Annotated in this window: 22 protein-coding genes and 3 tRNA genes; 17 read left to right on the plus strand and 8 right to left on the minus strand. The window is 75.3% G+C overall.

Translation table 11 applies throughout. The annotated features are described in order from the left end of the window. Window positions 1–72: 72 nt before the first annotated feature. Window positions 73–1,845: an AMP-binding protein gene (locus QMQ26_RS30930; protein WP_282203531.1), complete on the minus strand. Its 1,773-nt coding sequence runs from the start codon at window positions 1,843–1,845 to the stop codon at window positions 73–75. A gap of 434 nt (window positions 1,846–2,279) precedes the next feature. Here QMQ26_RS30930 and QMQ26_RS30935 point away from each other — a divergent pair, with 434 nt between their 5' ends. The 5 genes from QMQ26_RS30935 (at window position 2,280) to QMQ26_RS30955 (ending at window position 8,389) form a co-directional block, all read left to right on the plus strand. Then, window positions 2,280–3,110 (plus strand): GDSL-type esterase/lipase family protein, encoded by an 831-nt coding sequence (locus QMQ26_RS30935; RefSeq protein WP_282203532.1) that lies wholly within the window; start codon window positions 2,280–2,282, stop codon window positions 3,108–3,110. A gap of 187 nt (window positions 3,111–3,297) precedes the next feature. Next, the gene (locus tag QMQ26_RS30940; RefSeq protein WP_282203533.1) at window positions 3,298–3,708 is read left to right on the plus strand and encodes a hypothetical protein; all 411 of its coding nucleotides are present in this window, start codon (window positions 3,298–3,300) and stop codon (window positions 3,706–3,708) included. A 145-nt stretch (window positions 3,709–3,853) separates the two neighbouring features. Beyond that, window positions 3,854–4,693: an alpha/beta fold hydrolase gene (locus tag QMQ26_RS30945; RefSeq protein WP_282203534.1), complete on the plus strand. Its 840-nt coding sequence runs from the start codon at window positions 3,854–3,856 to the stop codon at window positions 4,691–4,693. A gap of 238 nt (window positions 4,694–4,931) precedes the next feature. Beyond that, window positions 4,932–6,746, plus strand: a complete 1,815-nt coding sequence (locus QMQ26_RS30950; RefSeq protein WP_282203535.1) for a glycoside hydrolase family 13 protein — start codon at window positions 4,932–4,934, stop codon at window positions 6,744–6,746. Further along, window positions 6,743–8,389, plus strand: coding sequence for an alpha-amylase family protein (locus QMQ26_RS30955; protein WP_282203536.1), 1,647 nt, complete (start codon window positions 6,743–6,745; stop codon window positions 8,387–8,389). Before QMQ26_RS30950 ends, QMQ26_RS30955 begins: the two co-directional genes overlap by 4 nt. Window positions 8,390–8,429: 40 nt before the next feature. Here QMQ26_RS30955 and QMQ26_RS30960 read toward each other — a convergent pair whose 3' ends face one another. Both QMQ26_RS30960 and QMQ26_RS30965 read right to left on the minus strand, forming a co-directional pair. After that, the gene (locus tag QMQ26_RS30960; protein WP_282203537.1) at window positions 8,430–8,801 is read right to left on the minus strand and encodes a low affinity iron permease family protein; all 372 of its coding nucleotides are present in this window, start codon (window positions 8,799–8,801) and stop codon (window positions 8,430–8,432) included. Between the two features lie 37 nt (window positions 8,802–8,838). Beyond that, window positions 8,839–9,852: an SDR family oxidoreductase gene (locus tag QMQ26_RS30965; protein WP_100839362.1), complete on the minus strand. Its 1,014-nt coding sequence runs from the start codon at window positions 9,850–9,852 to the stop codon at window positions 8,839–8,841. On the opposite strand from QMQ26_RS30965, the gene QMQ26_RS30970 reads away from it, so the two are divergent. The 6 genes from QMQ26_RS30970 (at window position 9,818) to QMQ26_RS30995 (ending at window position 13,188) form a co-directional block, all read left to right on the plus strand. Next, complete coding sequence (locus QMQ26_RS30970; protein ID WP_282203538.1) at window positions 9,818–10,087, plus strand: hypothetical protein; 270 nt, start codon at window positions 9,818–9,820, stop codon at window positions 10,085–10,087. The two genes, QMQ26_RS30965 and QMQ26_RS30970, sit on opposite strands and share 35 nt — an antisense overlap. A 14-nt stretch (window positions 10,088–10,101) precedes the next feature. Beyond that, window positions 10,102–10,176: transfer RNA gene (locus tag QMQ26_RS30975), tRNA-Ala, on the plus strand. A gap of 123 nt (window positions 10,177–10,299) precedes the next feature. Then, window positions 10,300–11,730, plus strand: coding sequence for an SDR family NAD(P)-dependent oxidoreductase (locus tag QMQ26_RS30980; protein ID WP_282203539.1), 1,431 nt, complete (start codon window positions 10,300–10,302; stop codon window positions 11,728–11,730). 25 nt (window positions 11,731–11,755) lie between these two features. Then, window positions 11,756–11,828 (plus strand) — tRNA-Trp (locus QMQ26_RS30985). A gap of 11 nt (window positions 11,829–11,839) precedes the next feature. Then, window positions 11,840–11,912 (plus strand) — tRNA-Cys (locus tag QMQ26_RS30990). Window positions 11,913–11,997: 85 nt separating this feature from the next. Next, window positions 11,998–13,188 carry a leucine-rich repeat domain-containing protein gene (locus QMQ26_RS30995; RefSeq protein WP_282203540.1) on the plus strand — a complete coding sequence of 397 codons (1,191 nt, stop codon included), beginning with the start codon at window positions 11,998–12,000 and terminating at the stop codon, window positions 13,186–13,188. Window position 13,189: 1 nt separating this feature from the next. Here QMQ26_RS30995 and QMQ26_RS31000 read toward each other — a convergent pair whose 3' ends face one another. Together QMQ26_RS31000 and QMQ26_RS31005 are read right to left on the minus strand one after the other, a co-directional pair. Continuing rightward, window positions 13,190–13,951, minus strand: a complete 762-nt coding sequence (locus QMQ26_RS31000) for an SDR family NAD(P)-dependent oxidoreductase (RefSeq protein WP_282203541.1) — start codon at window positions 13,949–13,951, stop codon at window positions 13,190–13,192. A gap of 109 nt (window positions 13,952–14,060) precedes the next feature. Beyond that, window positions 14,061–15,203, minus strand: a complete 1,143-nt coding sequence (locus tag QMQ26_RS31005; RefSeq protein WP_282203542.1) for an acyl-CoA dehydrogenase family protein — start codon at window positions 15,201–15,203, stop codon at window positions 14,061–14,063. 234 nt (window positions 15,204–15,437) lie between these two features. Between QMQ26_RS31005 and QMQ26_RS31010 the strand changes: the two genes are divergently transcribed. Beyond that, window positions 15,438–16,034: a TetR/AcrR family transcriptional regulator gene (locus tag QMQ26_RS31010; protein WP_100839357.1), complete on the plus strand. Its 597-nt coding sequence runs from the start codon at window positions 15,438–15,440 to the stop codon at window positions 16,032–16,034. A 39-nt stretch (window positions 16,035–16,073) separates the two neighbouring features. Here the strand turns inward: QMQ26_RS31010 and QMQ26_RS31015 are convergent, their stop codons facing one another. Continuing rightward, complete coding sequence (locus QMQ26_RS31015) at window positions 16,074–16,226, minus strand: hypothetical protein (RefSeq protein ID WP_282203543.1); 153 nt, start codon at window positions 16,224–16,226, stop codon at window positions 16,074–16,076. 253 nt (window positions 16,227–16,479) lie between these two features. Between QMQ26_RS31015 and QMQ26_RS31020 the strand changes: the two genes are divergently transcribed. Next, the gene (locus QMQ26_RS31020; RefSeq protein WP_282203544.1) at window positions 16,480–17,013 is read left to right on the plus strand and encodes a hypothetical protein; all 534 of its coding nucleotides are present in this window, start codon (window positions 16,480–16,482) and stop codon (window positions 17,011–17,013) included. A 73-nt stretch (window positions 17,014–17,086) separates the two neighbouring features. Next, a complete protein-coding gene (locus QMQ26_RS31025) occupies window positions 17,087–18,511 on the plus strand; it encodes a glycoside hydrolase family 16 protein (RefSeq protein WP_282203545.1) in 1,425 nt (474 codons plus the stop codon). Here QMQ26_RS31025 and QMQ26_RS31030 read toward each other — a convergent pair. Both QMQ26_RS31030 and QMQ26_RS31035 read right to left on the minus strand, forming a co-directional pair. Next, the gene (locus QMQ26_RS31030) at window positions 18,481–18,681 is read right to left on the minus strand and encodes a hypothetical protein (RefSeq protein WP_282203546.1); all 201 of its coding nucleotides are present in this window, start codon (window positions 18,679–18,681) and stop codon (window positions 18,481–18,483) included. The two genes, QMQ26_RS31025 and QMQ26_RS31030, sit on opposite strands and share 31 nt — an antisense overlap. Before the next feature lie 168 nt (window positions 18,682–18,849). Beyond that, window positions 18,850–19,605, minus strand: a complete 756-nt coding sequence (locus QMQ26_RS31035) for a thioesterase II family protein (protein WP_282203547.1) — start codon at window positions 19,603–19,605, stop codon at window positions 18,850–18,852. Between the two features lie 419 nt (window positions 19,606–20,024). Between QMQ26_RS31035 and QMQ26_RS37600 the strand changes: the two genes are divergently transcribed. The 3 genes from QMQ26_RS37600 to QMQ26_RS31055 all read left to right on the plus strand — a co-directional run bounded on the left by QMQ26_RS37600 (window position 20,025) and on the right by QMQ26_RS31055 (window position 23,656). Next, on the plus strand, window positions 20,025–20,471 hold the full coding sequence (locus QMQ26_RS37600) for an RNA polymerase sigma factor (RefSeq protein WP_318552089.1): 447 nt from the start codon (window positions 20,025–20,027) through the stop codon (window positions 20,469–20,471). A gap of 51 nt (window positions 20,472–20,522) precedes the next feature. Continuing rightward, window positions 20,523–21,440: a hypothetical protein gene (locus tag QMQ26_RS31050; RefSeq protein WP_282203548.1), complete on the plus strand. Its 918-nt coding sequence runs from the start codon at window positions 20,523–20,525 to the stop codon at window positions 21,438–21,440. A gap of 74 nt (window positions 21,441–21,514) precedes the next feature. Beyond that, entirely contained in the window at window positions 21,515–23,656 is a 2,142-nt protein-coding gene (locus QMQ26_RS31055; protein ID WP_282203549.1) for an ATP-binding protein, read from the plus strand. The last annotated feature ends 3 nt before the right edge of the window (window positions 23,657–23,659 follow it).

Raw genomic sequence — 23,659 nt, forward strand, 5'->3', positions numbered from 1 at the left:
TCCACCGTCGTCCGGCGCGTCCCGGCTCGGCGGATCCGGGCTTGGGACGTCTCCGGTCGGCGCGACGGCGGGTCAGGCGTCCTTGAGGCCGGGGAAGTCCTCCTCCCAGAACTCGCGTTCGCCGCGGGTCGGGGCGGCGGCGGGTTGCTCGGCGTCGGTGTGTCGGGTCTCTTCGAGGTGGCGCAGTTCGATGCGGCGGATCTTGCCGGAGATGGTCTTGGGGAGGTCGGCGAACTCCAGGCGGCGGATGCGCTTGTAGGGGGCGAGCCGCTTGCGGGTGAAGGCGAGGATGGAGCGGGCGGTCTCGGCGTCGGGTTCGTGGCCGGGGGCCAGGATGACGTACGCCTTGGGCACCGAGAGCCGCAGCGGGTCGGGGGAGGGGACGACTGCGGCCTCGGCCACCGCCGGGTGCTCGATCAGCACGCTCTCCAGCTCGAACGGCGACAGCCGGTAGTCGCTGCTCTTGAAGACGTCGTCGGCCCGGCCGACGAAGGTGTAGTAGCCGTCGGCGTCGCGTTGCGCGACGTCGCCGGTGTGGTAGCGGCCGCCGGCCGTGGACCGGGCGTGCCGTTCGGGGTCGTCCTGGTAGCCCGTCATCAGGCCGAGCGGCGCGGAGGCCAGGGGCAGGCAGAGTTCGCCGTCGACGCCCTCGCCGGTGATCTCCTCGCCGGTGACCGGGTCGACCAGGACGACCTCGTAGCCGGGCAGCGGGCGGCCCATCGAGCCGGGCTTGACCGGCTGGCCAGGGGTGTTGCCGATCTGCGCGGTGGTCTCGGTCTGGCCGTAGCCGTCGCGCAGGGCGACGCCCCAGGCGCGTTCGATCCGCTCGACCACCTCGGGGTTGAGCGGTTCGCCCGCGCCGACGAGTTCGCGCAGCGGCGGCTGCCACCGGCCCAGGTCCTCCAGCAGCAGCATCCGCCACACGGTGGGCGGCGCGCAGAACGAGGTGACCCGGTGGCGGACGAGGGCGTCGAGCAGCGGGCGGGCCGAGAAGCGGGGCTGGTTGACGATCAGGATCTCCGCGCCGGCGTTCCACGGGGCGAAGAAGTTGCTCCAGGCGTGCTTGGCCCAGCCGGGCGAGGACACGTTCAGGTGGACGTCGCCGGGGCGCAGTCCGATCCAGTACATCGTCGACAGGTGCCCCACCGGGTAGGAGCGGTGGGTGTGCTGCACCAGCTTGGGGCTGCTGGTGGTGCCGGAGGTGAAGTACAGCAGCAGCGGGTCCTCGGCCCGGGTCGGCCCGTCCGGGGTGAAGCCGCCGGTGTACTCGGCCGCCTCGGCGTAGGCCAGCCAGCCGGGGACGGGCGTGCCGACCGCGATCCTGGTCCGGTCGCCGTCCTGTTCGGCGAAGCCCCCGGTGAGCGCGGACTCGGCGATCACGTGCCGCACCCGGCCGCGGGAGAGCCGGTCGGCCAGGTCGTCCGCCGTCAGCAGGGTGCTGGCCGGGATGACCACCGCGCCCAGCTTGATCGCCGCCAGCATCACCTCCCACAGCGCCACCTGGTTGCCCAGCAGCAGCAGGATGCGGTCCCCGCGCGCCACGCCCTGCTCGCGCAGCCAGCCCGCGGTGCGGTCCGAGCGCTCGCTCAGCTCGGCGAAGCTCAGCGCGCTCTCGCCCAGGAGCGCGCCGTCCGCGTCCAGGTCGACCACCCGCAGTGCGACCGCCCGGTTGTCCGCCGCCAGGACGTCGAACCAGTCCAGCGCCCAGTTGAAGTGCTCGCCCGCCGGGCGCGGGAAGCCGCGGGCGGCGTCCAGGTCGTCGCGGGTGCGCAGCAGGTGGTCCCGCGCAGCGCGAAAGTCGAGGTGAGCGGCGGAATCCCGTCGAGCGGCCGTGTCCGGTGCCATCTGTCCGTCCCTGCGTCTCCCGGCCCCGGCCGCCGCCTCGTTGCCCGGCCGCGGGCATACCGGCACGCTGCCAGCTCCTGTGATCATCGGTCAAGGGCGGCACGGAACCGAGGAGCCGGGCCCCGGCGGCCGGATTCCGTCGTCCGGGCAGGTCAGGCGGCTATCTCCGGGCGGAGCGACGGGACCCCGGGGCTATACGCCCCACCCGGCAACCCGAGCCGGTGAGGACGGCCCCGGAGCGGTGGGCTTGGCGGCCCGTCGGGCCGGGGCCGCAGGAGACGCTGCCGGCACCGGCGCGGGTCACGTCCAGGGCGGCGGCGCGGGTTCACCCGTTGGGCTGGTCGGTGGCCGTTCCGGGCCCGTCCGGTCGGTGGCGGTCCGACGATGGCGGGAGCCCCGCTCCTGGCGGGCCGGTCCGACCGAGGGAGTGCACCGTGGTACCTGTCGACTACGACGTCCCCGAACGCGTGGAGGTCTCGCTGATGATCGTGGGGGACTCGATCAGCCACGGCAGCAGCGGGGACTGGACCTGGCGCTACCGGCTCTGGAAGCACCTGCGCGCGTGCGGGGTCGAGGTCGACTTCGTCGGGCCGTACAAGACCCTGGACAACATCCGCACCGAAGAGATCGGCGACGGCGACGACACCTACGCGGACGCGGCCTTCGACAAGGACCACGCCGCCAAGTGGGGGCAGCCCTACGTGGTGGCCAAGACCCTGGTCCGGGAGCAGGTCGCCGCCCACCGGCCCGACTTCGTGCTCGTCCTGCTCGGGATCAACGACATCGTCTGGTACGACGCCACCCCGGACGAACTCGAAGCCCACCTGCGGGAGTTCATCGCCAACGCCCGGGCCGGGCACCACGCGGTGCGCCTCGTCCTGGGCACCGTCCTGGAGACCGCCAGGGCCACCGCCGACTTCGCCTTCGCCCGGCGGGTCGCCAAGTGCAACGACCGCATCCGCGCCGTCGCCGCCGAACTGCGGCGCCCCCTGTCGCCCATCGAAGTCGCGGACACCGCAGTCGAGTTCACCGCGGCCGAACACACCTGGGACGACACCCACCCCAACCCCAACGGCGAGATCCGGATCGCTGCCGCGTTCGCCGACGTCCTCGCCCACCGCTTCCACCTCGGCACGCCCTTCCCCCGCCCCTACCCGGTGCTCGACACCATCCGCCCCGAGGCCAAGGCCCCGGTGCACGTCGACACCGCCCACGACGCCGGGCTCACCGGACACGACGACCCGCGCGGGACCCGAGCCCTGTAGGGAGGACGAAACGCCCGGGTCCGGGTCCGTGCCGCGGTGGACGAACCGTTCCGCTCCCGGCCGGTCCGGAAGGCGAAGCGCTGTCCGGCGGAGGGGTGACCGGGCCGGACGGCCGGTGTCGGCGGGGCGGGAGTGGGCAGCCGCCGGACGTGGTGTCCGTTCCGGGGTCGCGACGAGGGAGCTGTCCATGGGTGTGCGGGAAGCGGGCCGGGAGACCGGCGGAGGCGGTGACCGGGGGCCGGACCGGGCCACGGTCGAGGCGCTGGGCCTGCTGTCGGAGGCGTTCGAGACGACGCAGCGGGCGCGCGGGCGGCTGTACGACTTCCACCAGCTGACCGGCGGCGCCGACCGGCTGCTGGGCGAGGCGGTGCGGGCGCTGCGGGCGGCCGGCCACCACGAGCAGGCGGACCTGGTCGAGCGCGAGGTGCAGGGGGCCGACGTGCTGCCCGGGATGTGGACCTTCGAGGTGGTCGAGGCGTACGAGGACGGCTACCACCGGCGCTTCGCGGAGGTGGAGGAGCGGGTGCGCCGGGCGCTCGCCGGGGGACGGCGGCACCTGGCGGAGGCGGAGATGAAACGCCGCCGCCGCACGACCTGAGCGGGCGGCCGGCGGCCGGCGGCCGGCGCGCGGGGAGCCGCCGGGCGGTCCCGTTCGGGGGAACGGCGGGCGGTGGGCGCGTCGGACGGCGGAGCGCGGGTAGTCGCGGTTACCCCACCGCGTCCAGGTCCAGGAGGAAGCACCCATGTCCGAGGTCACCGCCCACCACGGGCTGTTCCGCGACACCGCGCTGCACGTGGACGACACCGGCGGGCCGGGCCGCCCGGTCGTCCTGATCCACGGCTGGCCGCTGTCGGGCGAGTCGTGGAAGTACCAGGTGCCGGCCCTCGCCGAGGCCGGGTACCGCGTCGTCACCTACGACCGCCGGGGGTTCGGCCGCAGCGACAAGCCCTTCCTGGGCTACACGTACGACACCCTGGCCGACGACCTGGACGCCCTGCTCACCGAGCTGGACCTGCGCGACGTCACGCTGGTCGGCTTCTCGATGGGCGGCGGCGAGGTCGCGCGCTACGTCTCCTCGTACGGCACGGAGCGGCTGCGCGGCGTCGTGCTCGCCTCCGCCGTGACGCCCTTCATGCTGCGGACCCGCGACAACCCGCAGGGCCCGCTGACCGAGGAGGCGGCGGCCGGGATGGCCGCTTCGCTCGCCGAGGACCAGGACGCCTTCTACGACGGGTTCATGCGGGAGTTCTTCTCCGCGGACGGCGAGCTGAAGGTCACCGAGGAGCAGCTCCGCGAGGCCCGCGCCCTGTGCGACCAGGCGGACAAGAAGGCCGCCCTGGAGTGCATGACGATCTTCGGCGCCACCGACTTCCGTGCCGACCTGGAGAAGTTCGGGCCGCTGCCGACCCTGGTGCTGCACGGCGACAGCGACGCGACCGTCCCGTTCGAGGGCTCCGGTGCCCGCACCCGTGCGGCGCTGCCCGGCAGCCGGGTCCACCTGGTCCCGGGCGGCCCGCACGGCGTCAACGTGAGCCACGCCGCGGAGTGGAACCGGGCGCTGCTGGAGTTCCTGGCCCGCTGAGGCCCACGCACCCCCGCGCCCGGCCCCGGCGGGGGGCGTCGGCCCGCCGGCCGAACAGGTCCTTCGGACCGAGCCGCCCCCGGTCCACCCGGTCGCCCGCCCGGCCCCGCACGCCCACGATCCGCCCGGCCGCCGCCCCCGCCCCCGCCCCCGATCGGCCGGAACCGGTCCGGTGGATTCGGCGCCAGGGGGAAGGAGGGGCCGTGGACGGTGCGGCGAGCGGGAGGAGGACGGTGCGGTGACCGAGGACGGGAGGGACGGTCCGGTGGGCCGGGAGGACGGCGGGAGCGCGGCGGAGCCGGACGGGGCGTGGTGGCGGTCGGCGGTCGTCTACCAGGTCTACCCCCGCAGCTTCGCCGACTCCGACGGCGACGGGGTCGGCGACCTGGACGGCATCACGGGGCGGCTCGACCACCTCGCCGACCTGGGCGTCGACGTGCTGTGGCTGTCGCCGGTGTACCCGTCGCCGCAGGCCGACAACGGCTACGACATCAGCGACTACCAGGACGTCGACCCGCTCTTCGGCGACCTGGCGGCGTTCGACCGGCTGCTGGCGGCCGTGCACGCGCGCGGCATGCGGCTGGTGATGGACCTGGTGGTGAACCACACCTCGGACCGGCACCCGTGGTTCCAGGAGTCCCGCGACCCGGCGAGCCCCAAGCGCTCCTGGTACTGGTGGCGGCCCCCGCGCGAGGCCACCGGTCCGGGGGCCGCCCGGCCGCACGGCACCGAACCGAACAACTGGGGCTCGTTCTTCTCCGGCCCGGCCTGGACGTACGACGAGGCGTCCGGCGCGTACTACCTGCACCTGTTCGCCCCCGGGCAGCCGGACCTCAACTGGGAGGAACCGGCGATGCGGCAGGCGGTGTACGCGATGATGCGCTGGTGGCTGGAGCGGGGCGTGGACGGCTTCCGGATGGACGTCGTCAACCTGATCTCCAAGGACCCGGCCCTGCCGGACGGCCCGCTGCGCGGCGACGGCCCGTACGGCGACGGCTCGCCGTCCTACCTCTGCGGGCCGAGGGTGCACGAGTACCTCCAGGAGATGCACCGCGAGGTGTTCGCCCACCACCCGGGCCGGCTGCTGACGGTGGGGGAGATGCCGGGGGTGACGGTCGAGCAGGCGCGGCTGTTCACCGACCCGGCGCGGGCCGAGGTCGACATGGTCTTCCAGTTCGAGCACGTCAGCCTGGACCACGGCCCCGGCGGGAAGTTCGACCCGAGGCCGCTGCGGCTCACCGACCTGAAGGCGTCCCTGGCCCGCTGGCAGCGGGGGCTGGCCGACACCGGCTGGAACAGCCTGTACTGGAGCAACCACGACCAGCCCCGGATCGTCTCCCGGTTCGGCGACGACGGCCCCCGCCACCGGGCGCGCTCGGCCACCATGCTCGCCACCGTCCTGCACCTGCACCGCGGCACCCCGTACGTCTACCAGGGCGAGGAACTGGGCATGACCAACGCCCCGTTCGCCTCGATCGACGACTTCCGCGACATCGAGTCGCTCAACCACTACGCGCAGGCGCTCGCGGCCGGACAGGACCCGGAGCGGGTGCTGCGCGGGCTGCGGGCCATGGGCCGGGACAACGCCAGGACGCCGATGCAGTGGGACGCCTCGCCCGGCGCCGGGTTCAGCACCGGCACCCCGTGGATCGCGGTCAACCCGAACCACACCACCGTCAACGCCGCCGACGCCCGGCGCGACCCCGACTCGGTCTACCACCACTACCGTCGGCTGATCGCCCTGCGCCACCGCGAACCGGCCGTCGTGCACGGCGACTTCACCCCGCTGCTGCCCGAGGACGAGCGGGTGTACGCCTTCACCCGCCACCACCGCGGCACCACCCTGCTCGTCCTCGGCAACTTCACCGGCGAGCACGTGCCGGTCGACCTGCCGCCGCGCTGGCGGGACGCCGAGCTGCTCCTCGGCAACCTGCCCGCCGCCGACGCCCCGCAGCCCGGCGCCACCCCGCAGCCCGGCGCCCCCACCGTCCTGGCGCCCTGGGAGGCCCGTGTGCACCGACTCACCGAGACCGAAGGGGAGAACGCCCGATGAGACTGACCGAGACCTCCGACCTGTGGTGGAAGAACGCCGTCGTCTACTGCCTGGACGTCGAGACCTTCCAGGACGGGAACGGCGACGGCGTCGGCGACTTCGTCGGCCTCACCCAGCGGGTCGACCACCTGGTCCGGCTCGGCGTGACCTGCCTGTGGCTGATGCCCTTCCACCCGACCCGCGAGCGCGACGACGGCTACGACATCACCGACTACTACGCCGTCGACCCCCGGCTGGGCACCCTCGGCGAGTTCACCGAGTTCGTCCGCACCGCCCGCGACCGGGGCCTGCGGGTCATCGCCGACCTGGTCGTCAACCACACCTCCGACCACCACCCGTGGTTCCAGGACGCCTGCTCCGGCCGGGACGCCCGCCGGCGCGACTGGTACGTGTGGTGCGACACCCCGCCCGCGGACGGCCCGCAGGGCATCACCTTCCCCGACGCCGAGCAGAGCCTGTGGCAGTACCACGAGCCCACCGGCCAGTACTACTTCCACCGCTTCTACAAGGAACAGCCCGACCTCAACGTCACCAACGCCGAGGTCCGCGACGAGATAGCCAGGATCATGGGCTTCTGGACGCAGCTGGGCCTGTCCGGCTTCCGGGTCGACGCGGTGCCGTTCCTGCTGGAGACCGCCGGACAGGTGGACGCCGACGACCTGCCCGACCCGCACGCGTACCTGGCCGACCTGCGGGCCTTCCTCGGCCGCCGCAACGGCGAGGCGATGCTGCTCGGCGAGGTCAACCTGCCCTACGACGACACGCTCAGGTTCTTCGGCGACCCCGCCTCGGGCGGCGACGAGCTGACGATGTGCTTCGACTTCATCGGCATGCAGCGGATGTACCTGGCGATGGCCCGGCAGCGGGCCGCCCCGCTGGCCGACGCGCTGCGCGAACGCCCCCGGCCGCCCCGCGACGCGCACTGGGCCACCTTCGTGCGCAACCACGACGAACTCACCCTCGACAAGCTCTCCAAGACCGAACGCGACGAGGTCTTCGCGGCGTTCGGCCCCGAGGCCGACATGCAGCTGTACGGCCGCGGCCTGCGCCGCCGACTGCCCCCCATGGTCGGCGGCGACCGCCGCCGGATCGACCTCGCCTACAGCCTGCTGTTCACCCTGCCCGGCACACCCGTGCTCTTCTACGGCGAGGAGATCGGCATGGGCGAGAACCTCGCCGCCGACGGACGGCTCGCCGTCCGCACCCCCATGCAGTGGACGCCGGAACCCCACGCGGGCTTCTCCGACGCCGACCCGGCCCGCTACCCCCGGCCGCTGACCCGGGGCGCCTACGGCCCCGAGCACGTCAACGTCCGCGACCAGGCCCACGACCCGGACTCGCTGCTGACCCGGATGCGCTCCTTCGCCCAGGGCTACCGCGAGGCCCCCGAACTGGCCTGGGGCCGCTGCGAGATCCTCGACGCGGGCGACCCCGCCGTCCTCGCCCACCTCAGCTCCACCCGAGACGGGGCCGTCCTGGTGCTGCACAACTTCGCCGACCGGCCCGCCACCGCCACCCCCGCCGGGGTGCCCGACGGCCCACTGACCGACGTCCTCACCGGGGCCGCCGTCGAGCAGACCGGCGCGCCGCGCGTCGAGCTGCCGCCGTACGGCTACCGCTGGCTGCGGGTCGGCGAGCCCTGACCGGTGCGCCGGGCCGTCACCGAACGGCCCGGCGCACCGGTCAGAGCCGCTCCTCCAGGCGGATCGCCTCGCGCAGGCCCCGGTGGGCCCGGTCGCCGCTGCCCGCGTGCTGCTCCAGCAGGGCGGCGGCGATGGCGTCCAGCTTGCGCTGCAGCGCGTGCTCCGCGCGGCGCTCCGCGTTCTTCAGCAGGGCCAGCAGCACCAGCGTCACGGCGGTCATCACGTCCCCCGCGAGGATCTGCCACTCGGTGGACAGACCCAGCGCGTGCACCACGAAGAAACCCGCCACCAGCAGCAGGCAGAACACCGAGAACACCGGCGAGCCGGTCAGGTTGGACGCGGACTCGGCCAGCCGCTCGAACCGGCCCCGCCCGCCGTCGGTGCGCTCGGCGGGGTGCGGGAAGACCGTCATGCCGCCCTCCCCGCCCCGGCGCGCGCCGCCGCGCCCGTCACCGCCGCCGCCCGGCGTAGCAGCCGAGGGCCACGGCCGCGGCCGTGGCGGCGCACGCCCCGGCGACGGCGGCCCGGTGGGTGGTGGCCCACAGCTGCGGGCTCCGACCGCTGGAGCGGCCGGTGAAGCGGCCGCGCGCGCCGTGGTCCTCCCGGCCGTCCGCGGGCTTCCACAGGTTGGCGGGATCGGTGTCGCGGCGCGGCTGGTCGGTCTGCTGGGAGTCGAGCCCGGTCCGGGCCAGGTAGCGGTCCAGCAGCCCCGGCACCACCGCGTTGGCGACCAGGGTGGCCACCGTGCTGCCGCCCACCCAGTACTCGCGCCGCCCCGGACGGTCCGCCGCGCGGAGGACCGCGCGGGCCGCCACCTCGGGCTGGTAGATCGGCGGGACGGGCTGCGCGCGCTTCGGCAGCCGGGAGAGCACCCAGTCGAACTGCGGGGTGTTCACGGCCGGCATCTGCACCATCGTGGTGCGCACCCCCGAACCGGCGGCCAGCAACTCGCAGCGCAGCGCCTCGTGCCAGCCCTGCAGGGCGTGCTTGGCCCCGCTGTAGGCGCTCTGGTAGGGGATGCCCCGGTAGGCGAGGGCGGAGCCGACGTGCACCAGCGTCCCGCGGTCGCGCGGCAGCATGCGGCGCAGCGCGGCCCGGGTGGCGTACACGTAGCCGAGGTAGCTCACCTCGGTGACCCGGCGGAACTCCTCCGCCGAGATCTCGGTGAAGGGCGCGAAGACGGAGGTGAACGCGTCGTTCACCCACACGTCGATCGGCCCGAGTTCGCGCTCGACGTGTTCGGCGGCGGCCTCGACGGCCCGCGGATCGCTGACGTCGGCCTCGATCACGAGGGCGGTCGTGCCCGCCTTCCGGGCCTCGGCGGCGGCGGCCTCCAGCCCCGCGCGGCCGCGGGCGATCAGGGCGAGGCGGTCGCCGCGCCCGGCGAACGCCTCGACGCACGCCCGTCCGATTCCTGCGCTGGCACCGGTGATCACCACGATGCGTGAAGTGGGTGCGGTCATGCCCTGTGGTGTGTCCGGTAGTTCGCCCGGCAAACCGGTCGGGCCGGGAGCCGCCGCCCGCGCCCCCGCTCCGGCCGACCGCGGCCGTGACCGCCACCGCAACGACCACCGCAACGACCACCGCAACGACCACCGCAACGACCACCGCGACGACCACCGTGACGACGACCGCGACCGTGACCGTGACGACCGGGCCGCGCAAAAGGGTTTCCGCACGTTCCGGGCGTGCCGTTAGCATCGCTGTCACCTCCCGGGCGTGCGCGCAGAGGCAGTCGCACCGCCACGGCATGGCGGACCACGCCGGTTCGAATCCGGCCCCCGGGAGGCCCGGGGGCCCCGTGGCGCAGCGGCGGACGCGCCGCACCGCCCGTGCGGAGCACGCCGGTCCGCCCTCCGCTCGGGCCCGCCGTCCGCCGCCCCGCCGCACCCCCTCCGGAGGACCGTCCGATGAGCACGACCCCGCCCCGCCCCGGGGAGGAGCCGGACGAGGCCGAACTCGCCGCCTTCGAGCGGACGCTGGGCCGCCTGTGGCTGCTGCCCGCCGACCACCCGGTGCGGCTGCGGGCCGAACGCGGCGCCGAGTCCTTCGTCCGGGACGGCCGGCACACCCGCCGCCGGGCCCGCCGCACCGAGACCGCCCGGGCCGACGCCGACCTGGTCGGCGCCACCGCCACCGGCGGCACCGCCCGCCGGGAGGACGCACCGCTGCCCACCGCCGCCGGGCACACCCCGATCGGCGACCTCGCCCGCCCGCAGCGCTGCTACGTCTGCAAGCAGCACTACCGGCAGGTCGACGGCTTCTACCACCGGCTGTGCCCCGACTGCGCCGCCGACCACACCGCCCGCCGCGCGCTCAGCACCGACCTGACCGGCCGACGGGTGCTGCTCACCGGCGGACGCGTCAAGATCGGCTTCCAGCTGGCCCTGATGATGCTCCGCGACGGCGCCGAACTCGTCGTCACCAGCCGCTTCCCGCACGACACCCTGCGCCGCTTCCGGGCCGCCGAGGGCAGCGACCGCTGGCTGGACCGGCTGCGGATCGTCGGCATCGACCTGCGCGACCCGCGCCAGGTGCTCGGCCTGTGCGAGCAACTCCGCGCAGAGGGAAGGCCGTTGGACATCCTGGTGAACAACGCCGCGCAGACCCTGCGCCGCCCGCCCGAGTCGTACGCCCTGCTGGCGGCCGGCGAGACCGCTGGGACCCGTGAACTCGGTGAGGCCGGCGAGACCGGCGCGGTCCCGGCCCGGATCGGGTACGCGCCCGGGTTCCGTCCGATGCCCGCACTCACCGCCGCCTGGCCCGCCGCCGAACTCGCCGCCGACGAGACCGCGTCGGCGGCGAGCCGGGTCGACGCCGGGGCGGTGGACGAGGCCGGTCTGCTGCCGGACACCGCGCCGCGCAACTCCTGGTCGGCCACCCTCGGAGGGCTCGACCCGGCGGAGGTGCTGGAGACCCAGCTGGTCAACGCGCTCGCCCCGGCGCTGCTCTGCGACCGGCTGCTGCCGCTGCTGGAAGCCTCCCCGCACCCGTCCCGCTACATCGTCAACGTGACGGCGGTGGAGGGCCGGTTCGCGGTCCGCAACAAGACCGCCGGCCACCCGCACACCAACATGGCCAAGGCCGCCCTCAACATGCTCACCCGCACCAGCGCCGCCGAACTCGCCGAGCGCGGCGTCCACATGTGCGCCGTCGACACCGGCTGGATCACCGACGAGAACCCGGCACCCAAGAAGTCCCGCCTGGCCGGTACGGGCTTCCGCACCCCGCTGGACGTCGTGGACGGCGCGGCCCGGGTGTACGACCCGATCGTGCGCGGCGAGGCGGGGGAGCCGTTCGTAGGCGTCTTCCTGAAGGATTATCGGGTGGCGGAGTGGTGAGCGCGGCCCCTAGGATCACCGCGACGGGGCCGTAGCACAGCGGTCGATGCGCCGGTCTCCAGAACCGGAGGACGTCGGTTCGAATCCGACCGACCCCGTCACCCGGAGTGGGGCCGTAGCACAGCGGCAGATGCGTCGACCTGCACAGTCGAAGGACGCCGGTTCGAATCCGGCCGGCCCCACGCCCGGAGAAGCCCGATGGGGAAGCCCGAGGGGAAGCCCGGCGGAGCGGTCCGACGAGGGCACGCGGAGCGGCAAGGAGCGGGAATGGCCCAGCAGTTCGCCGGAGTCCCGTCGGTGGCGCCCCGCCCGGTGGCCGAACTCGCCCCGCTGCTGGCCTGGTTGCGCAGCGGCAGCGGTACCGACCGGCGGATCGACTTCCCGGCCGGCACCGCCCTCCCGGACGGCCGGCTCGACCTGTGCAAGCAGCAACTCGGCCCGCAGGGCGCCCGGTTGGTCGCCGACGCGCTCGCCGGGTCCGCCCGCAGCGGGGAGGACGGCGAGGCCCCCGTCCGGCACCTGCTGCTCGGCACCGACGGCCTCGGCGACGACGGCGCGGTCGCGTTCGCCGCCCGGGCCGCCGAAACCCCGGTCCGTACGCTCTACCTGGGCTGCAACGGCATCACCGCCGCCGGCGCCTGCCGGATCGCCGACCGGCTGCGCGCCTCGCCGCAGACCGTCCGCGCGCTCTGGCTCAAGCGCAACCCGCTCGGCATCCGCGCCGGGCAGGCCGCCGCCGAACTGATCGCCGCCGCCGAGCGGTTGCGCACCCTCGACCTGGTGCAGACCGGCCTGGACGCCGCCGGGCTGGCCGTCCTCGCCGACGCCCTGCTCACCGGCGGGCGCCGCTTCGAGCGGCTCTACGTCGGCGGCAACCCGCTCGGCCCGGCCGGGGCCGAACCGCTCGCCCGGCTGATCGCCGCCGGAGCCGCCGACGAGCTGTACGCCTCCGCCGCCGGCCTCGGCGACCGTGGCGCGCGCACCCTGGCCGCCGCGCTGCGCACCGCCCCGCACGGGCGGCTGCGCCGCCTCTCGCTGGCCAGTTCGGGCCTCGGGCCGGACGCGGCGGCCGAGTTGACGGCCGCGTCGGCCGCCGCCGGGGTGGAGCTGCTGGACCTCGGGCGGGTCCCGGCGGCCCACGTGCTGGGGGCCGCCGACAACCGGGTCGACCTGGCCGCCGCCGACCGGATCGGGGCCGCGCTGGCCGCCGCCCCGCACCGCCTCGACCACCTGGTGCTCACCCACACCGGCGTCCGCAGCCGGGAGGCCCACCGGCTGCTCGACCACGCGGTCGGTGCCGCCACCCCCACCCGCTACCTGCTGGGCAAGGGCGTCGCGGGCAGCGTCCGGCACCGCCTGAACGCGCTCAGCGCGGCCGTCCCGCCGCCCGTCCAGGCCCCGGACGTGGCCGCGGTGCACAGCGTGCACCGCACCGCGGCCACGCCCGCCGAGCGCTGACTCAGCGGGCGGCCATCCGCAGCGCGCCGTCCATCCGGATGGTCTCGCCGTTCAGGTAGTCGTGCTCGGCGATCATCGCGACCAGGCGGGCGTACTCCTCGGGGCGGGCCAGCCGCTGCGGGAAGGTGACGGTGGCGGCGAGGCCGGAGCGCACCTCCTCGGAGAAGCCCGCCATCATCGGGGTGTCGACGATGCCGGGGGCGATGGTGACCACCCGGATGCCGTACTGGGCCAGGTCGCGGGCCGCGGTGATGGTCATCCCGGCCACGCCCGCCTTGGACGCGGCGTAGGCGATCTGCCCGACCTGGCCCTCGAAGGCGGCGATCGACGCGGTGTTGACCACCAGCCCGCGCTGCCCGGCCCCGTCCGGCTCCTGGGCGGACATCGCCTCCGCGGCCAGCCGCATCACGTTGAAGGTGCCGACCAGGTTGACGTTCAGCACGCCGCGGAACAGGTCCAGGTCGTGCGGGCCGCGGCGGCCGACCACCCGCGCGGACGGGGCGATGCCCGCGCAGCTGACGGCCAGCCGCAGCGGGCGGCCGTCGGCGGCGATCCGCGCCAGCGCGTCGCGCACCGGCTGCTCCTCGGTGACGTCCGCGCCGAGCAGGGTGACGCCCTCGGGCTGCGCGGGGGCGGACTCCACCGCCTTGGGCAGGTCGAGGCCGTAGACGGTGGCGCCGAGCGAGGCCAGGTGGGCGGCGGTGGCCGCGCCGAGACCGGAGGCGGCGCCGGTGACCAGGGCGGCGGTGCCGGAGAGCTGCATGGTGGAACGTCCTTTCGGGGCAGTGGATTCGGCGTCGGCCGGGGGCGGGTGGACGTCGGCGGGCGGGGTGGGCGTCGGCTAGTGGGCGTCGGCGGGTGTCGGTCCGGCGTCAGCGGGTGGCGAGGTGGCGGCTGATCACCAGGCGCTGGATCTGGTTGGTGCCCTCGAAGATCTGCATGATCTTCGCCTCGCGCATGTACCGCTCGACCGGGAAGTCCCGGGTGTAGCCGTAGCCGCCGAACACCTGCACCGCGTCCGTGGTGACCTTCATCGCGGCATCGGTGGCGACCAGCTTGGCCACGCTGGCCTGCCGGCTGAACGGGCGGCCCAGGTCGCGGCGGCGGGCCGCGTCCAGGTAGGTGGCGCGGGCGGAGTCGACGGCGGCGGCCATGTCGGCGAGCAGGAAGCCCAGGCCCTGGTGGTCGACGATCCGGCGGCCGAAGGTGGTGCGCTCGTTGGCGTACGCGACGGCGTGGTCCAGCGCGGCCTGGGCCAGGCCGGTGGCGCAGGCCGCGATGCCGAGCCGGCCCGAGTCGAGGGCGGAGAACGCGATCGGCAGGCCCTGGCCCTCCGCGCCGATCAGCCGGTCGCGCTCCAGCAGCGCGCCGTCCCAGTACGCGGCGGTGGTCGGCACCGCGTTCAGGCCCATCTTCTCCTCCGGCGGGCCGAAGGTCAGGCCCTCGACCTCTCCGGGTGCCAGGAAGCAGGACACCCCGTGCGGGCCGGGCGCGGTGCGGGCGAACAGGGCGTAGAAGTCGGCCTTGCCGCCGTGGGTGATCCACGCCTTGGTGCCGGTGATCCGGTACCCCTTCTCCACCGGCTCGGCCTTGCAGCTCAGCGCCCCCGCGTCCGAGCCCGCGTGCGGCTCGGAGAGGCTGTAGCCGCCGACCAGCTCGCCCGCGAGCATCCGGGGCAGCCAGCGCTCCTGCTGCTCGGGCGTGCCGTACGCGGTCAGCGGGTGGCAGGCCAGGGTGTGCACGCTGGTGGCCACCGCGACGGCCGCCCAGCGGGACGCCAGCTCCTCCAGCACCTGGAGGTACACCTCGTAGGGCTGGCCGCCGCCGCCGAACTCCTCCGGGTAGGGCAGGCCCAGCAGCCCGGCCTGCCCGAGCAGCGCGAACAGGCCCTCCGGGTAGCGCTCCTCCTTCTCGTGGGAGGCGACCTTGGTCGCGAGTTCCCTGTCGGCGAGATCGCGGGTCAGCGCGATCAGGTCCGCGGCTTCCTCGGTGGGCAGCAAGCGATCCACGGCCATGTTCCGGCTCCAAGCGGTACGCAAAGCGGTACGTCAGTACCGCTCAGCGTAGCGCAGGGTGCCCCGACCCGGGCAGGCCGCCGCCGCCGGGAACCGGAACGGCCCGCGACGGCCCGCCAGGGCCCGCCCGCGACGACTGCCCCCGGACCGCCCGGACCGGCCGCCCGGACCGCCCGGCCCCGCTCGGACCGGGTGAGGTGCCGACCCCCGGTGACCGGCTGCCATACTGGCCGGGTGATCGACAGCGCAGCCGCAGCCCGGCCCACCGGACGGGGCGCCGCCCGCCGCAGTGAGCTCTTCGAGGAACTGGTGGCGCTGTTCGTGGCCGAGGGCTTCGCCCGGTTCACCCTGGACGACCTGGCCGCCCGCCTGCACTGCTCCAAGCGCACGCTGTACGGGCTGGCCGGCTCCAAGGAACAGCTGGTGCGCGCCGCCGTGGTGCACTTCTTCCGCGAGGCCACCGCCCGGGTCGGCGCGGCCCTGGCCGCCGAGACCGACCCGGCCGCCCGGCTGGCCGCCTACCTGCGCGCCGTCTCCGCCGAACTCGCCCCCGGCTCGGCCCGCTTCTTCGACGACCTGGCCGCCTTCGAACCGGCCGCCGAGGTCTACGGCCGCAACACCCGGGCCGCCGCCCGCCAGATCCAGCAGCTGATCGAGGACGGTGTCGCGGCCGGCGCCTTCCGCGAGACCCACGTGGCCTTCGCCGCAGACGTGATCAGCTCGGTCATGGTGCGCATCCAGCAGCGCCAGGTCGCCGAGGCCACCGGCCTGGCCGACGCCGAGGCGTACGGGCACCTGGCCGAGCTCCTGCTGCACGGCCTGCTGCGCTGAACCCCGTCCCTCCCGGCAGCGCCGCCCCTCCCTGGGCCGTCAGCCCTCCCGGTCGGCGGGGGAGCCGGCCCGCTCCGCCGCCGCGGAGTCGCAGAGCGGGCAGCGGTCGTTCTCGCGGACCTTGCCGCACTCCTCGCAGACCAGGTGCAGGAAGCAGGCGGGCTCGCCGCCCGCGGGCTCGGGGGGTTCCATGCCCCCAGTGTGCCGCGCGGGCCGGTCGGCCCGGGGCGGCGTCCCGGGGCCGGGCGTCCCGGTCCGCGTCCGACGCCGCGTCCAAGTCCGCCCACAGATAAGCCTTTCGGATAGTCCGACCTTTGTCCGCCGCGCGGGTTCTCGCGTTCCGGCGGCGGTGCGTCGGGCCGCCACCGCCCGCCGGCACGGTCGATCCTGCCGGGAGTTGACGAGGTCGACGAAGTCGACGACGAGAGCGGGAGGTGGCTGGACGGTGAGCATCGGTCGGCGCGGTTGGTGGCGGCTCGGCATCGCGGCCGCGTTGTGCATGACCGGGACCGCTACGGCGGCGGTGGCGTCCGGGGTGACGCCGCAGCACGGCCGCGCGGCGGTGAGCGCGGACGAACAGCGGGCCCCCGACAGCGAGGACGGCCTCCAGGTGGTGAACGTCTCGGTGGACCGCACCCGGGTGCGCGGCCTCACCGTGGTGCGCGCCCTGGTGGCCAACCTCGGCCCGAACCCGGTCACCGACCGGTTCACCACCACGGTGCGCCTGCCCAAGGGCGTCACGGTGGAGGGCCGGGTCTTCCCGGACGACTGCCGACTGGACGACCGGGGGCGGGAGTTGACCTGCCGGTTCCGCAAGGGCCTGGGGCTGCGCCGCAGCGCCACGGTGCTCGTCCCGCTGCGGGTCGCGGACTACGTGCGCTCCGGCGAGCGGCTCTCCGGCGGCGCGGTCTCCCTCCAGGACCCGGACCGTCCGGACCGGCCCGTCCCGAGCCGGGCGTTCACCGTCGACGTCCAGTAGCCCCGACCGCTACCGCGCCCGCGCGGCCCCCTCCCCTCGTCCCCCGACGACCCCGTCCGCCGATCGGAGCTCCGTGTCCCTGCCCCGCCGCGTAGCACTGCTGTCGCTGCTGCTCGTCGTCCCGCTGCTGCCCGCCGTCCCGGCCTCCGCCGCCCCGCGGATTCAGCAGCGCAGCCTCGCCCCCACCAGCGCCCTGCCCGACACGCCGGTCGCGGCGACGCTCTCGGTCGGCTCGCTCTCCTCCTGCGTCACCGTGGACGAACTCGGTGTCGGCGTCCGGGACGCCAACCAGCAGAACCTGGACTTCCCCGGCTCCACCGGCCGGACCCGGATCTGCCCCGGCGGCTACACCCTGACCACCGCCACCCGCAGCTTCCCGGCCGGGACGTACACCGAGTTCGGCTTCTACCGGATCGGCTCGACGTACTACGACCTGCCCAGCCAGACCCTGACCGTCGCCGCGCCCACCGTCCGCCAGCTCGCCCTGGTGCCCGCCCGGGCCGCCGCCGACACCCCCGTCACCGCCACCCTGGCCCTCAACTCCACCGCCTGCCTGACGGCCGACGAGGTCGGTGTCGGCGTCCGGGACGCCAACCAGCAGAACCTGGACTTCCCCGGCACCGCCACCGACGTGCGGATCTGCCCGCAGGGCTACACCCTGACCACCGCCGCCCGCAGCTTCCCGGCCGGGACGTACACCGAGTTCGGCTTCTACCGGATCGGGGACGAGTACCACAACCTGCCCAGCCGGACGTTCACCGTCACCGGCTCGGTGATCCCGCCCAACCCGCCGATGCCGCCGTTCCCCGCCGGGCAGCTCGTCTTCGACGAGGAGTTCAGCAGCCCGCCGCGGACCGGCACCACCTGGAACGACACCAGCACCAGCGCCTACCGGTACGGCAACCACAACCCGGACGACGACAAGCTGGACTGGCTCCAGCCCGGCGCGCTGAGCAGCCGGAGCGGGGCGAACACCTTCACCGCCACCCCCGGCACCAACCTGCTGGAGAACGGCGACCGGTCCTGGGACACCGGCCTGCTCACCACCGAGGGCACCCAGCAGGGCTTCCAGGTCCGGCCCGGCGACTACGCGGAGGTCCGGATCCAACTGCCCAGCGGCAATGGCGCCTGGCCGGCACTGTGGACCTGGAAGGACGGCGGCAACGAGATCGACTCCTTCGAGTACCACCCGGACAATCCCAACCTGCTGGAGCTCTCCAACCGGATCAACAGCGCCGGCACCTACTACACCGACGCCGACGCGATCCGCCCCGGCGCCTGGGTCAGCATCGGCGTCCACTACGGGGCCGCCAACAACGACTGGTACGTCAACAACAAGCTGGTGTTCTCCGACCACACCGGCACCGGCCCGAACTGGAGCGCCTACCTGATCCTCAACCTATCGATCTGCGCGGGCTCCTGGCACCCCGCGCCGTCCGACACCAACGCGATCTCCACCGCCGCCGACTACCTGCGGGTCTGGCGGCCCCGCGCCTGACGACCCGACAGCCCCGGCGTGCTGACGGCCCGGACCGTCGGAGACGGGGTGGAGTCGGTCTCCTCGCGCGGCCAGTGCTTGCGGGCGGCCTGGCGGGTGACGCCGAGCAGTCGGCCGACCTCGCCGAACGAGGCCCCGGCGGCGAGCACCTCGCGGGCCAGCCGGTCCACCCGCTCGGCGGCGGACCGCCGTTCGGCCTCGGCGGCGGCCAGCGCCCGCAGTGGCCCAGGGGCGCAGCGGCCCGGGGTCGCTCGCTCCGCCGCCGCCCGCCCGCCGCCGCGCGGAGAACCCGGCGGCCGGGCGGACAGGTGGACGGGCGGCGGACGTCCTGGCGTCCGTCAGACCGCCCCGCCGGTGGCCAGGCGGTCGGCGATCAGGGTGGTGACGGCCTGCTGGTGCTCGGCCAGGAAGAAGTGCCCGCCCGGATAGGTGCGCACCTCCACCGGCCCGGTGGTGTGCACGGCCCAGGCCACCGCCTCGTCCGGGGTGACCTGCTCGTCCGACTCGCCGGTGAGCACCGTCACCGGGCACTCCAGCGGCGGACCGGGCCGGTACCGGTAGGTCTCCACCGCCCGGTAGTCGGCGCGCAGCGGCGGCAGGAACAGCTCGACCAGCTCCGGGTCCTCCAGCGCGGCGGTCGCCGTCCCGCCCAGGGTGGCGAGGTGGGAGAGCAGTTCGGCGTCGGAGGCGTCGCGCAGCTCCGGGTCGGCCCGCAGGCAGTGCGGCGCGCGGCGCCCGGAGACCACCAGCAGCCGCGGCCCCCGCCCGGTGGCCGCGGCCAGCCGCCGGGCCGTCTCGTGGGCGAGCATCGCGCCCATGCTGTGCCCGAGCAGCGCGGGCGGCTCGGGCAGCCAGGACGGCAGCAGCACCTCGGCGATCCGGTCGGCGAGCTCGTGCAGGTCCTCCAGCGGCTTCTCGGTCCACCGGTCCTGCCGACCCGGGTACTGCACGGCCGTCACCGCGGCCCGGTCCCGCAGCGCCGCGGACAGCGGGTGCCAGTAGCTGGCCGTCCCGCCGGCGTGCGGGAAGCACACCAGCCGGGGCGCCCCGGCCGGGCCGGGGTGGTAGCGGCGCAGCCAGTCGTCCGCGCTCATGCGGTGGGGTTCCCTTCGTCGTGATCGGCAGGTCGCTCCCATGGTGCACCACCCCGGCCCGCGCCCGGGACCGAACGCCTGCGCCCGGCAATGGACTTGGCCGCCCCCGGCCCGCCCCGGGCACCGCCCCGGCCCGCCCCGCGCACCGCCCCCAGCCCGCCCCCAGCCCGCCCCCGCCCCGCCCCCGGCGCCGTCGGACCGGCCGACCGCCGCCACCGGCCCCGGCACCCCGCCGCACCCTTCCCGATCATCGTTATGCAGTCTTGACCTTCGAGGCGCGACGGGCCGCCCCGCCCGAGGCGTGTCTCCAGGACGTCGACGGAACACTTTCCAACCGGGGACCACATGACCGAGGGGCTCGACTTCGACGAGTTCGCGGCCGGCCGGGCACGCCGCCTGTTCCACCTGGCGTACCTGATGTGCGGGGACTGGCACCAGGCGCAGGACCTGGTGCAGACCGCGCTGTCCAAGCTCTACCCGGTCTGGGGACGGTTGCAGCGCGGCGACGGCGCGGTCGGCGGCATCGACGCCTACGCCCGCAAGGTGCTGCTGCGCTGCTACCTCTCCCACCGGCGGCTGCGCCGCTCCAGCGAACTCGCGGTCGACGAGTTCCCGAGGAGCCGTCGATCGGCGCCCGGGAGGGCAGCTCGGCCGCCCTGCGGATCACCCTGGTCGCCGCGCTGCGCCAACTGCCGCCCCGCAACCGGGCCGTCGTGGTGCTCCGCTACCTGGAGGACTACAGCCTGGAGGAGACCGCCGAGGCCATGGGCATCACCGTCAGCGCGGTCAAGAGCCTCAACTCCCGCTCGATGGCCCGCCTGCGCACCATCCTGGGCCCCGACCGCGCCCTGCTGCTCCAGGACTGACCCGCCCGCACCCGCCCGCACCCGCCCACCCGTCACGGAAGGCATCGGACCTTGGACCCGGACCGCGCTCTCGATCCCGACCTCGCCCTCGACCTGGAGCCAGACCTCGACCTGGAGCTCTCCGCCCTGATGGGGACGAGCGTCCGGGACATCAGCGTGCCCGTGGCGGTGATCGTCGCCGAGAGCGGCCGCCTCGGCCGCCGTCGGAAGGCGGCCCGGCGGCTGCGGACCGCCGGGGCGGCGCTGGCCGTCGCCGCCGTCGCCTTCGCGGGTGCGAACGCCGGGCTCCCGCTGCTCGGCACCGCCCCGGCCCGGCAGCCGGAACCGGACCCGAGCGCCCACGCCGCCTCCGCCGGGGAACGCTGGCGGCCGCTCCCGCTGCCCGCCGTCTCCCCGATCGAGGGCGCCCCCGACCGGCCGGTCACCGCGGACCAAGCCGTCCTGCCCTTCGACTCGTACGGGGTGCTCCAGGAGCTGCGGGCGGCGATGCCCGTCCACCGGGACAACCTCAGCGCGGGCACCCCGTTCACGGCCGACCGCCAGGGCGGCTCCACCGTCCACCTGACCTACACCGACGCCGCCGGACCGGCCGCCCTGGAACTGACCCTGCGCCGCACCGAACTGCCCTTCCCCGCCGACGGCGCCACCCCCGCCGACGACCAGCTCCCGTTCCGCTGCGGCCACGACAGCGGCACCTCCGGCGACGACGAGGGCAGCTGCTTCTCCGGCTACCGCCCCGACGGCAGCTGGGAACTGGTCGCCGCGAACGACGCGCAGGTCCCCGGTCTGTTCGGCTACCGGGTGGCGATCTGGCGCCCGGACGGCACCGTCCTCGACTTCACCGAGTACGCCGGCACCGTCACCCCCGAGGGCGAACCCGTCCACCCCGGTCGCGCCCGTCCCCCGTTCACGCTCACCGCCTGGCGCTCCCTCGCCGAGAGCCCGCTCTGGACGTACTACATCTCCTGACCCGCCCGTCCGCCCCCGGTCCGACTTGGCCCGACCGCCGGTCACGGCTCCGCCGAACGCGTAGGGTTGGCCGGGTGAGCGAGCAGACGCACAACGTGGTCGGCGGCCAGGCCACGGTGGAGAGCCTGGTGCAGGCCAACCGCATCGACGCCGTCCACGTCCACCAGGCGAGGGTGCTGGTCCACCACCCCTCCTTCGAACTGCCGCCGGAGAAGGCGTACTTCGTCGACCGGGCGGCGGAGCAGCAGCGGATCGCCGCCACCGCCGCCGAACCGGACGCCCCCGGCACCCGCCCCCGCATCCTCGCCGTCAGCGGCCTCGGCGGCATCGGCAAGACCGCCCTGTGCGTCCGGGCCGGCCACCTGCTCGCCGACCGCCACCCGGACGGCGCCCACTACCTCGACCTGGACGAGTACCGGCGCGACGGCGTCACCGACCTCGCCGCCGTCCTGACCGACCTGCTGCGCTCGCTCGGCGTCGAGCAGGAGTGGCTGCGCCGCGACTTCCGCGGCCTGGTCCGCCAGTTCTGGGACCGCACCCGCGGCAAGCGCCTGCTCCTGGTCGTCGACAACGCCCGCACCGCCGCCGAGGCCGAACCGCTGCTGCCCGCCTCCGCCCGCAGCCTGGTCCTGGTCACCAGCCACGGCCCGCTGTACGACCTCGGCCCCGCCGCCGAGGAGCTCGCCCTCGCCCCGCTCGGCGCGGAGCACACCGCCGAACTGCTGCGCGCGTTCCTCGGCGAGCAGCGCTGGGCCGACGCCGACCCCGCCGCCGTCCGGGCGCTCGCCGCCGTCTGCGCCGGACTGCCGAAGGCCGCCGAGGTGGCCGGCGACCTCGCCCGCAAGTACCCGCACCGCGGCCTGGCCGCACTCGCCGAACGGCTCACCGCCGACCTGCACGAGCGAGGGAGCGCCCCCGTGGAAGCCGTCTGGGACGCCGCCTGCGCCGAACTCGGCCCCGAAGCCGCCCGGTTGTACCGCGTCCTGCCCGAGTGCCCCGGCCCGTTCGTGATCCTGCCGACCGCCGCCGCACTGCTCGGCCGCGACCTGTTCGACACCGAGGACGCCCTCGCCGAACTCCTCGCCGCCGGACTGCTCGACCACCGCTCCGGCGGCTACCGCCAGCACGCCCTGGTCCGCGGCCACGCCCGCCGCACCGCCCGCGCAGCCGACCCCGGGGGCACCGAACGCGCCGCCGCCCGTGCCCGCCTGCTGCACTGGCTGCGCCGCCAGACCGCCCGCGCCGACCTGCTGACGGCCGGCCCCCGCGCCACCGTCCAGACCGAACTCCCGCCGCTGCCCGGCGTCCCCGACGCCGACCTCGGCACCGCCAAGGCCGACGCGCTGCGCTGGATCGAGGCCAACCGGCACGCCCTGTACGGCGCGGTCGCCCTCGCCTACGACAGCGGCCACGACGAGGACGCCGTCGCACTCGCCGAATCGCTCTGGACGCACTTCCTCGACCACCCCCGGCACACCGACGCCGTCGACGCCTTCCGCACCGCCGTCGTCGCCGCCGACCGCGCCGAACACCTGCTCGCCCGGGTCCGCACCCGCGCCATGCTGGCCCGACCGCTCTGGGAACAGGGCGAGTTCGAGGAGGCCGCCGCCGCCGTCGAGCAGGCGTGCGCGCTGGCCGCCCTGCTCGACGACTCCCACCCGCACCGCCGGATGGCCGGCTCCGCGATCGACTTCCGCGGCCAACTCGCCCTCGCCCGGGGCGAATCCGCGGCCGCCCGGGGCGACCGGACGGCCGCGCTCGCCGACTTCGCCGCCGCCCGCGCCGACTTCACCACCGCCCGGGAGATCCAGCGGGCGATCGGCAACGCGTACGGCGCCGCCCTGCAGACCTACCAGCTCGCCAAGACCGCCACCGCCGCCGCCGACCACCCGGCCGCCGCCGAACTCTTCGCCGCGGCCCGCGCCGAGTTCGCCGCGCTGCCCGGCCGCCGCCGGATGGCCGCCCGCACCGCCTTCGGCCTGGCCCGGGCGCTGCGCCTGCTCGGCCGCCCCGCCGAAGCCGGGGCCCCGCTCGCCGAGGCCCTGGCGGACGCCGTCGAGCGCGGCTCCAGCTACGACGAGGCCCGGATCGCCACCGAACTCGCCGAACTCGCCGACAGCACCGGCCGCCCCGCCGACGCCGCCCGCCACCGCGCCCACGCCGCCGCCCTGCGCGCCGCCCACGGCGGGGCACGGACGGAACCCGGCACGGACTGAGCC

Source organism: Kitasatospora fiedleri (assembly GCF_948472415.1).
Lineage (GTDB): Bacteria > Actinomycetota > Actinomycetes > Streptomycetales > Streptomycetaceae > Kitasatospora > Kitasatospora fiedleri.

What these genes read in the sequence shown, in the direction of transcription:
- QMQ26_RS30930 (WP_282203531.1), bottom strand. Translation starts at nt 1,845, where the DNA reads ATGGCACCGGACACGGCCGCTCGACGGGATTCCGCCGCTCACCTCGAC.
- QMQ26_RS30940 (WP_282203533.1), top strand. Translation starts at nt 3,298, where the DNA reads ATGGGTGTGCGGGAAGCGGGCCGGGAGACCGGCGGAGGCGGTGACCGG.
- QMQ26_RS30945 (WP_282203534.1), top strand. Translation starts at nt 3,854, where the DNA reads ATGTCCGAGGTCACCGCCCACCACGGGCTGTTCCGCGACACCGCGCTG.
- QMQ26_RS30955 (WP_282203536.1), top strand. Translation starts at nt 6,743, where the DNA reads ATGAGACTGACCGAGACCTCCGACCTGTGGTGGAAGAACGCCGTCGTC.
- QMQ26_RS30960 (WP_282203537.1), bottom strand. Translation starts at nt 8,801, where the DNA reads ATGACGGTCTTCCCGCACCCCGCCGAGCGCACCGACGGCGGGCGGGGC.
- QMQ26_RS30965 (WP_100839362.1), bottom strand. Translation starts at nt 9,852, where the DNA reads ATGACCGCACCCACTTCACGCATCGTGGTGATCACCGGTGCCAGCGCA.
- QMQ26_RS30980 (WP_282203539.1), top strand. Translation starts at nt 10,300, where the DNA reads ATGAGCACGACCCCGCCCCGCCCCGGGGAGGAGCCGGACGAGGCCGAA.
- QMQ26_RS30995 (WP_282203540.1), top strand. Translation starts at nt 11,998, where the DNA reads ATGGCCCAGCAGTTCGCCGGAGTCCCGTCGGTGGCGCCCCGCCCGGTG.
- QMQ26_RS31000 (WP_282203541.1), bottom strand. Translation starts at nt 13,951, where the DNA reads ATGCAGCTCTCCGGCACCGCCGCCCTGGTCACCGGCGCCGCCTCCGGT.
- QMQ26_RS31005 (WP_282203542.1), bottom strand. Translation starts at nt 15,203, where the DNA reads ATGGCCGTGGATCGCTTGCTGCCCACCGAGGAAGCCGCGGACCTGATC.
- QMQ26_RS31015 (WP_282203543.1), bottom strand. Translation starts at nt 16,226, where the DNA reads ATGGAACCCCCCGAGCCCGCGGGCGGCGAGCCCGCCTGCTTCCTGCAC.
- QMQ26_RS31035 (WP_282203547.1), bottom strand. Translation starts at nt 19,605, where the DNA reads ATGAGCGCGGACGACTGGCTGCGCCGCTACCACCCCGGCCCGGCCGGG.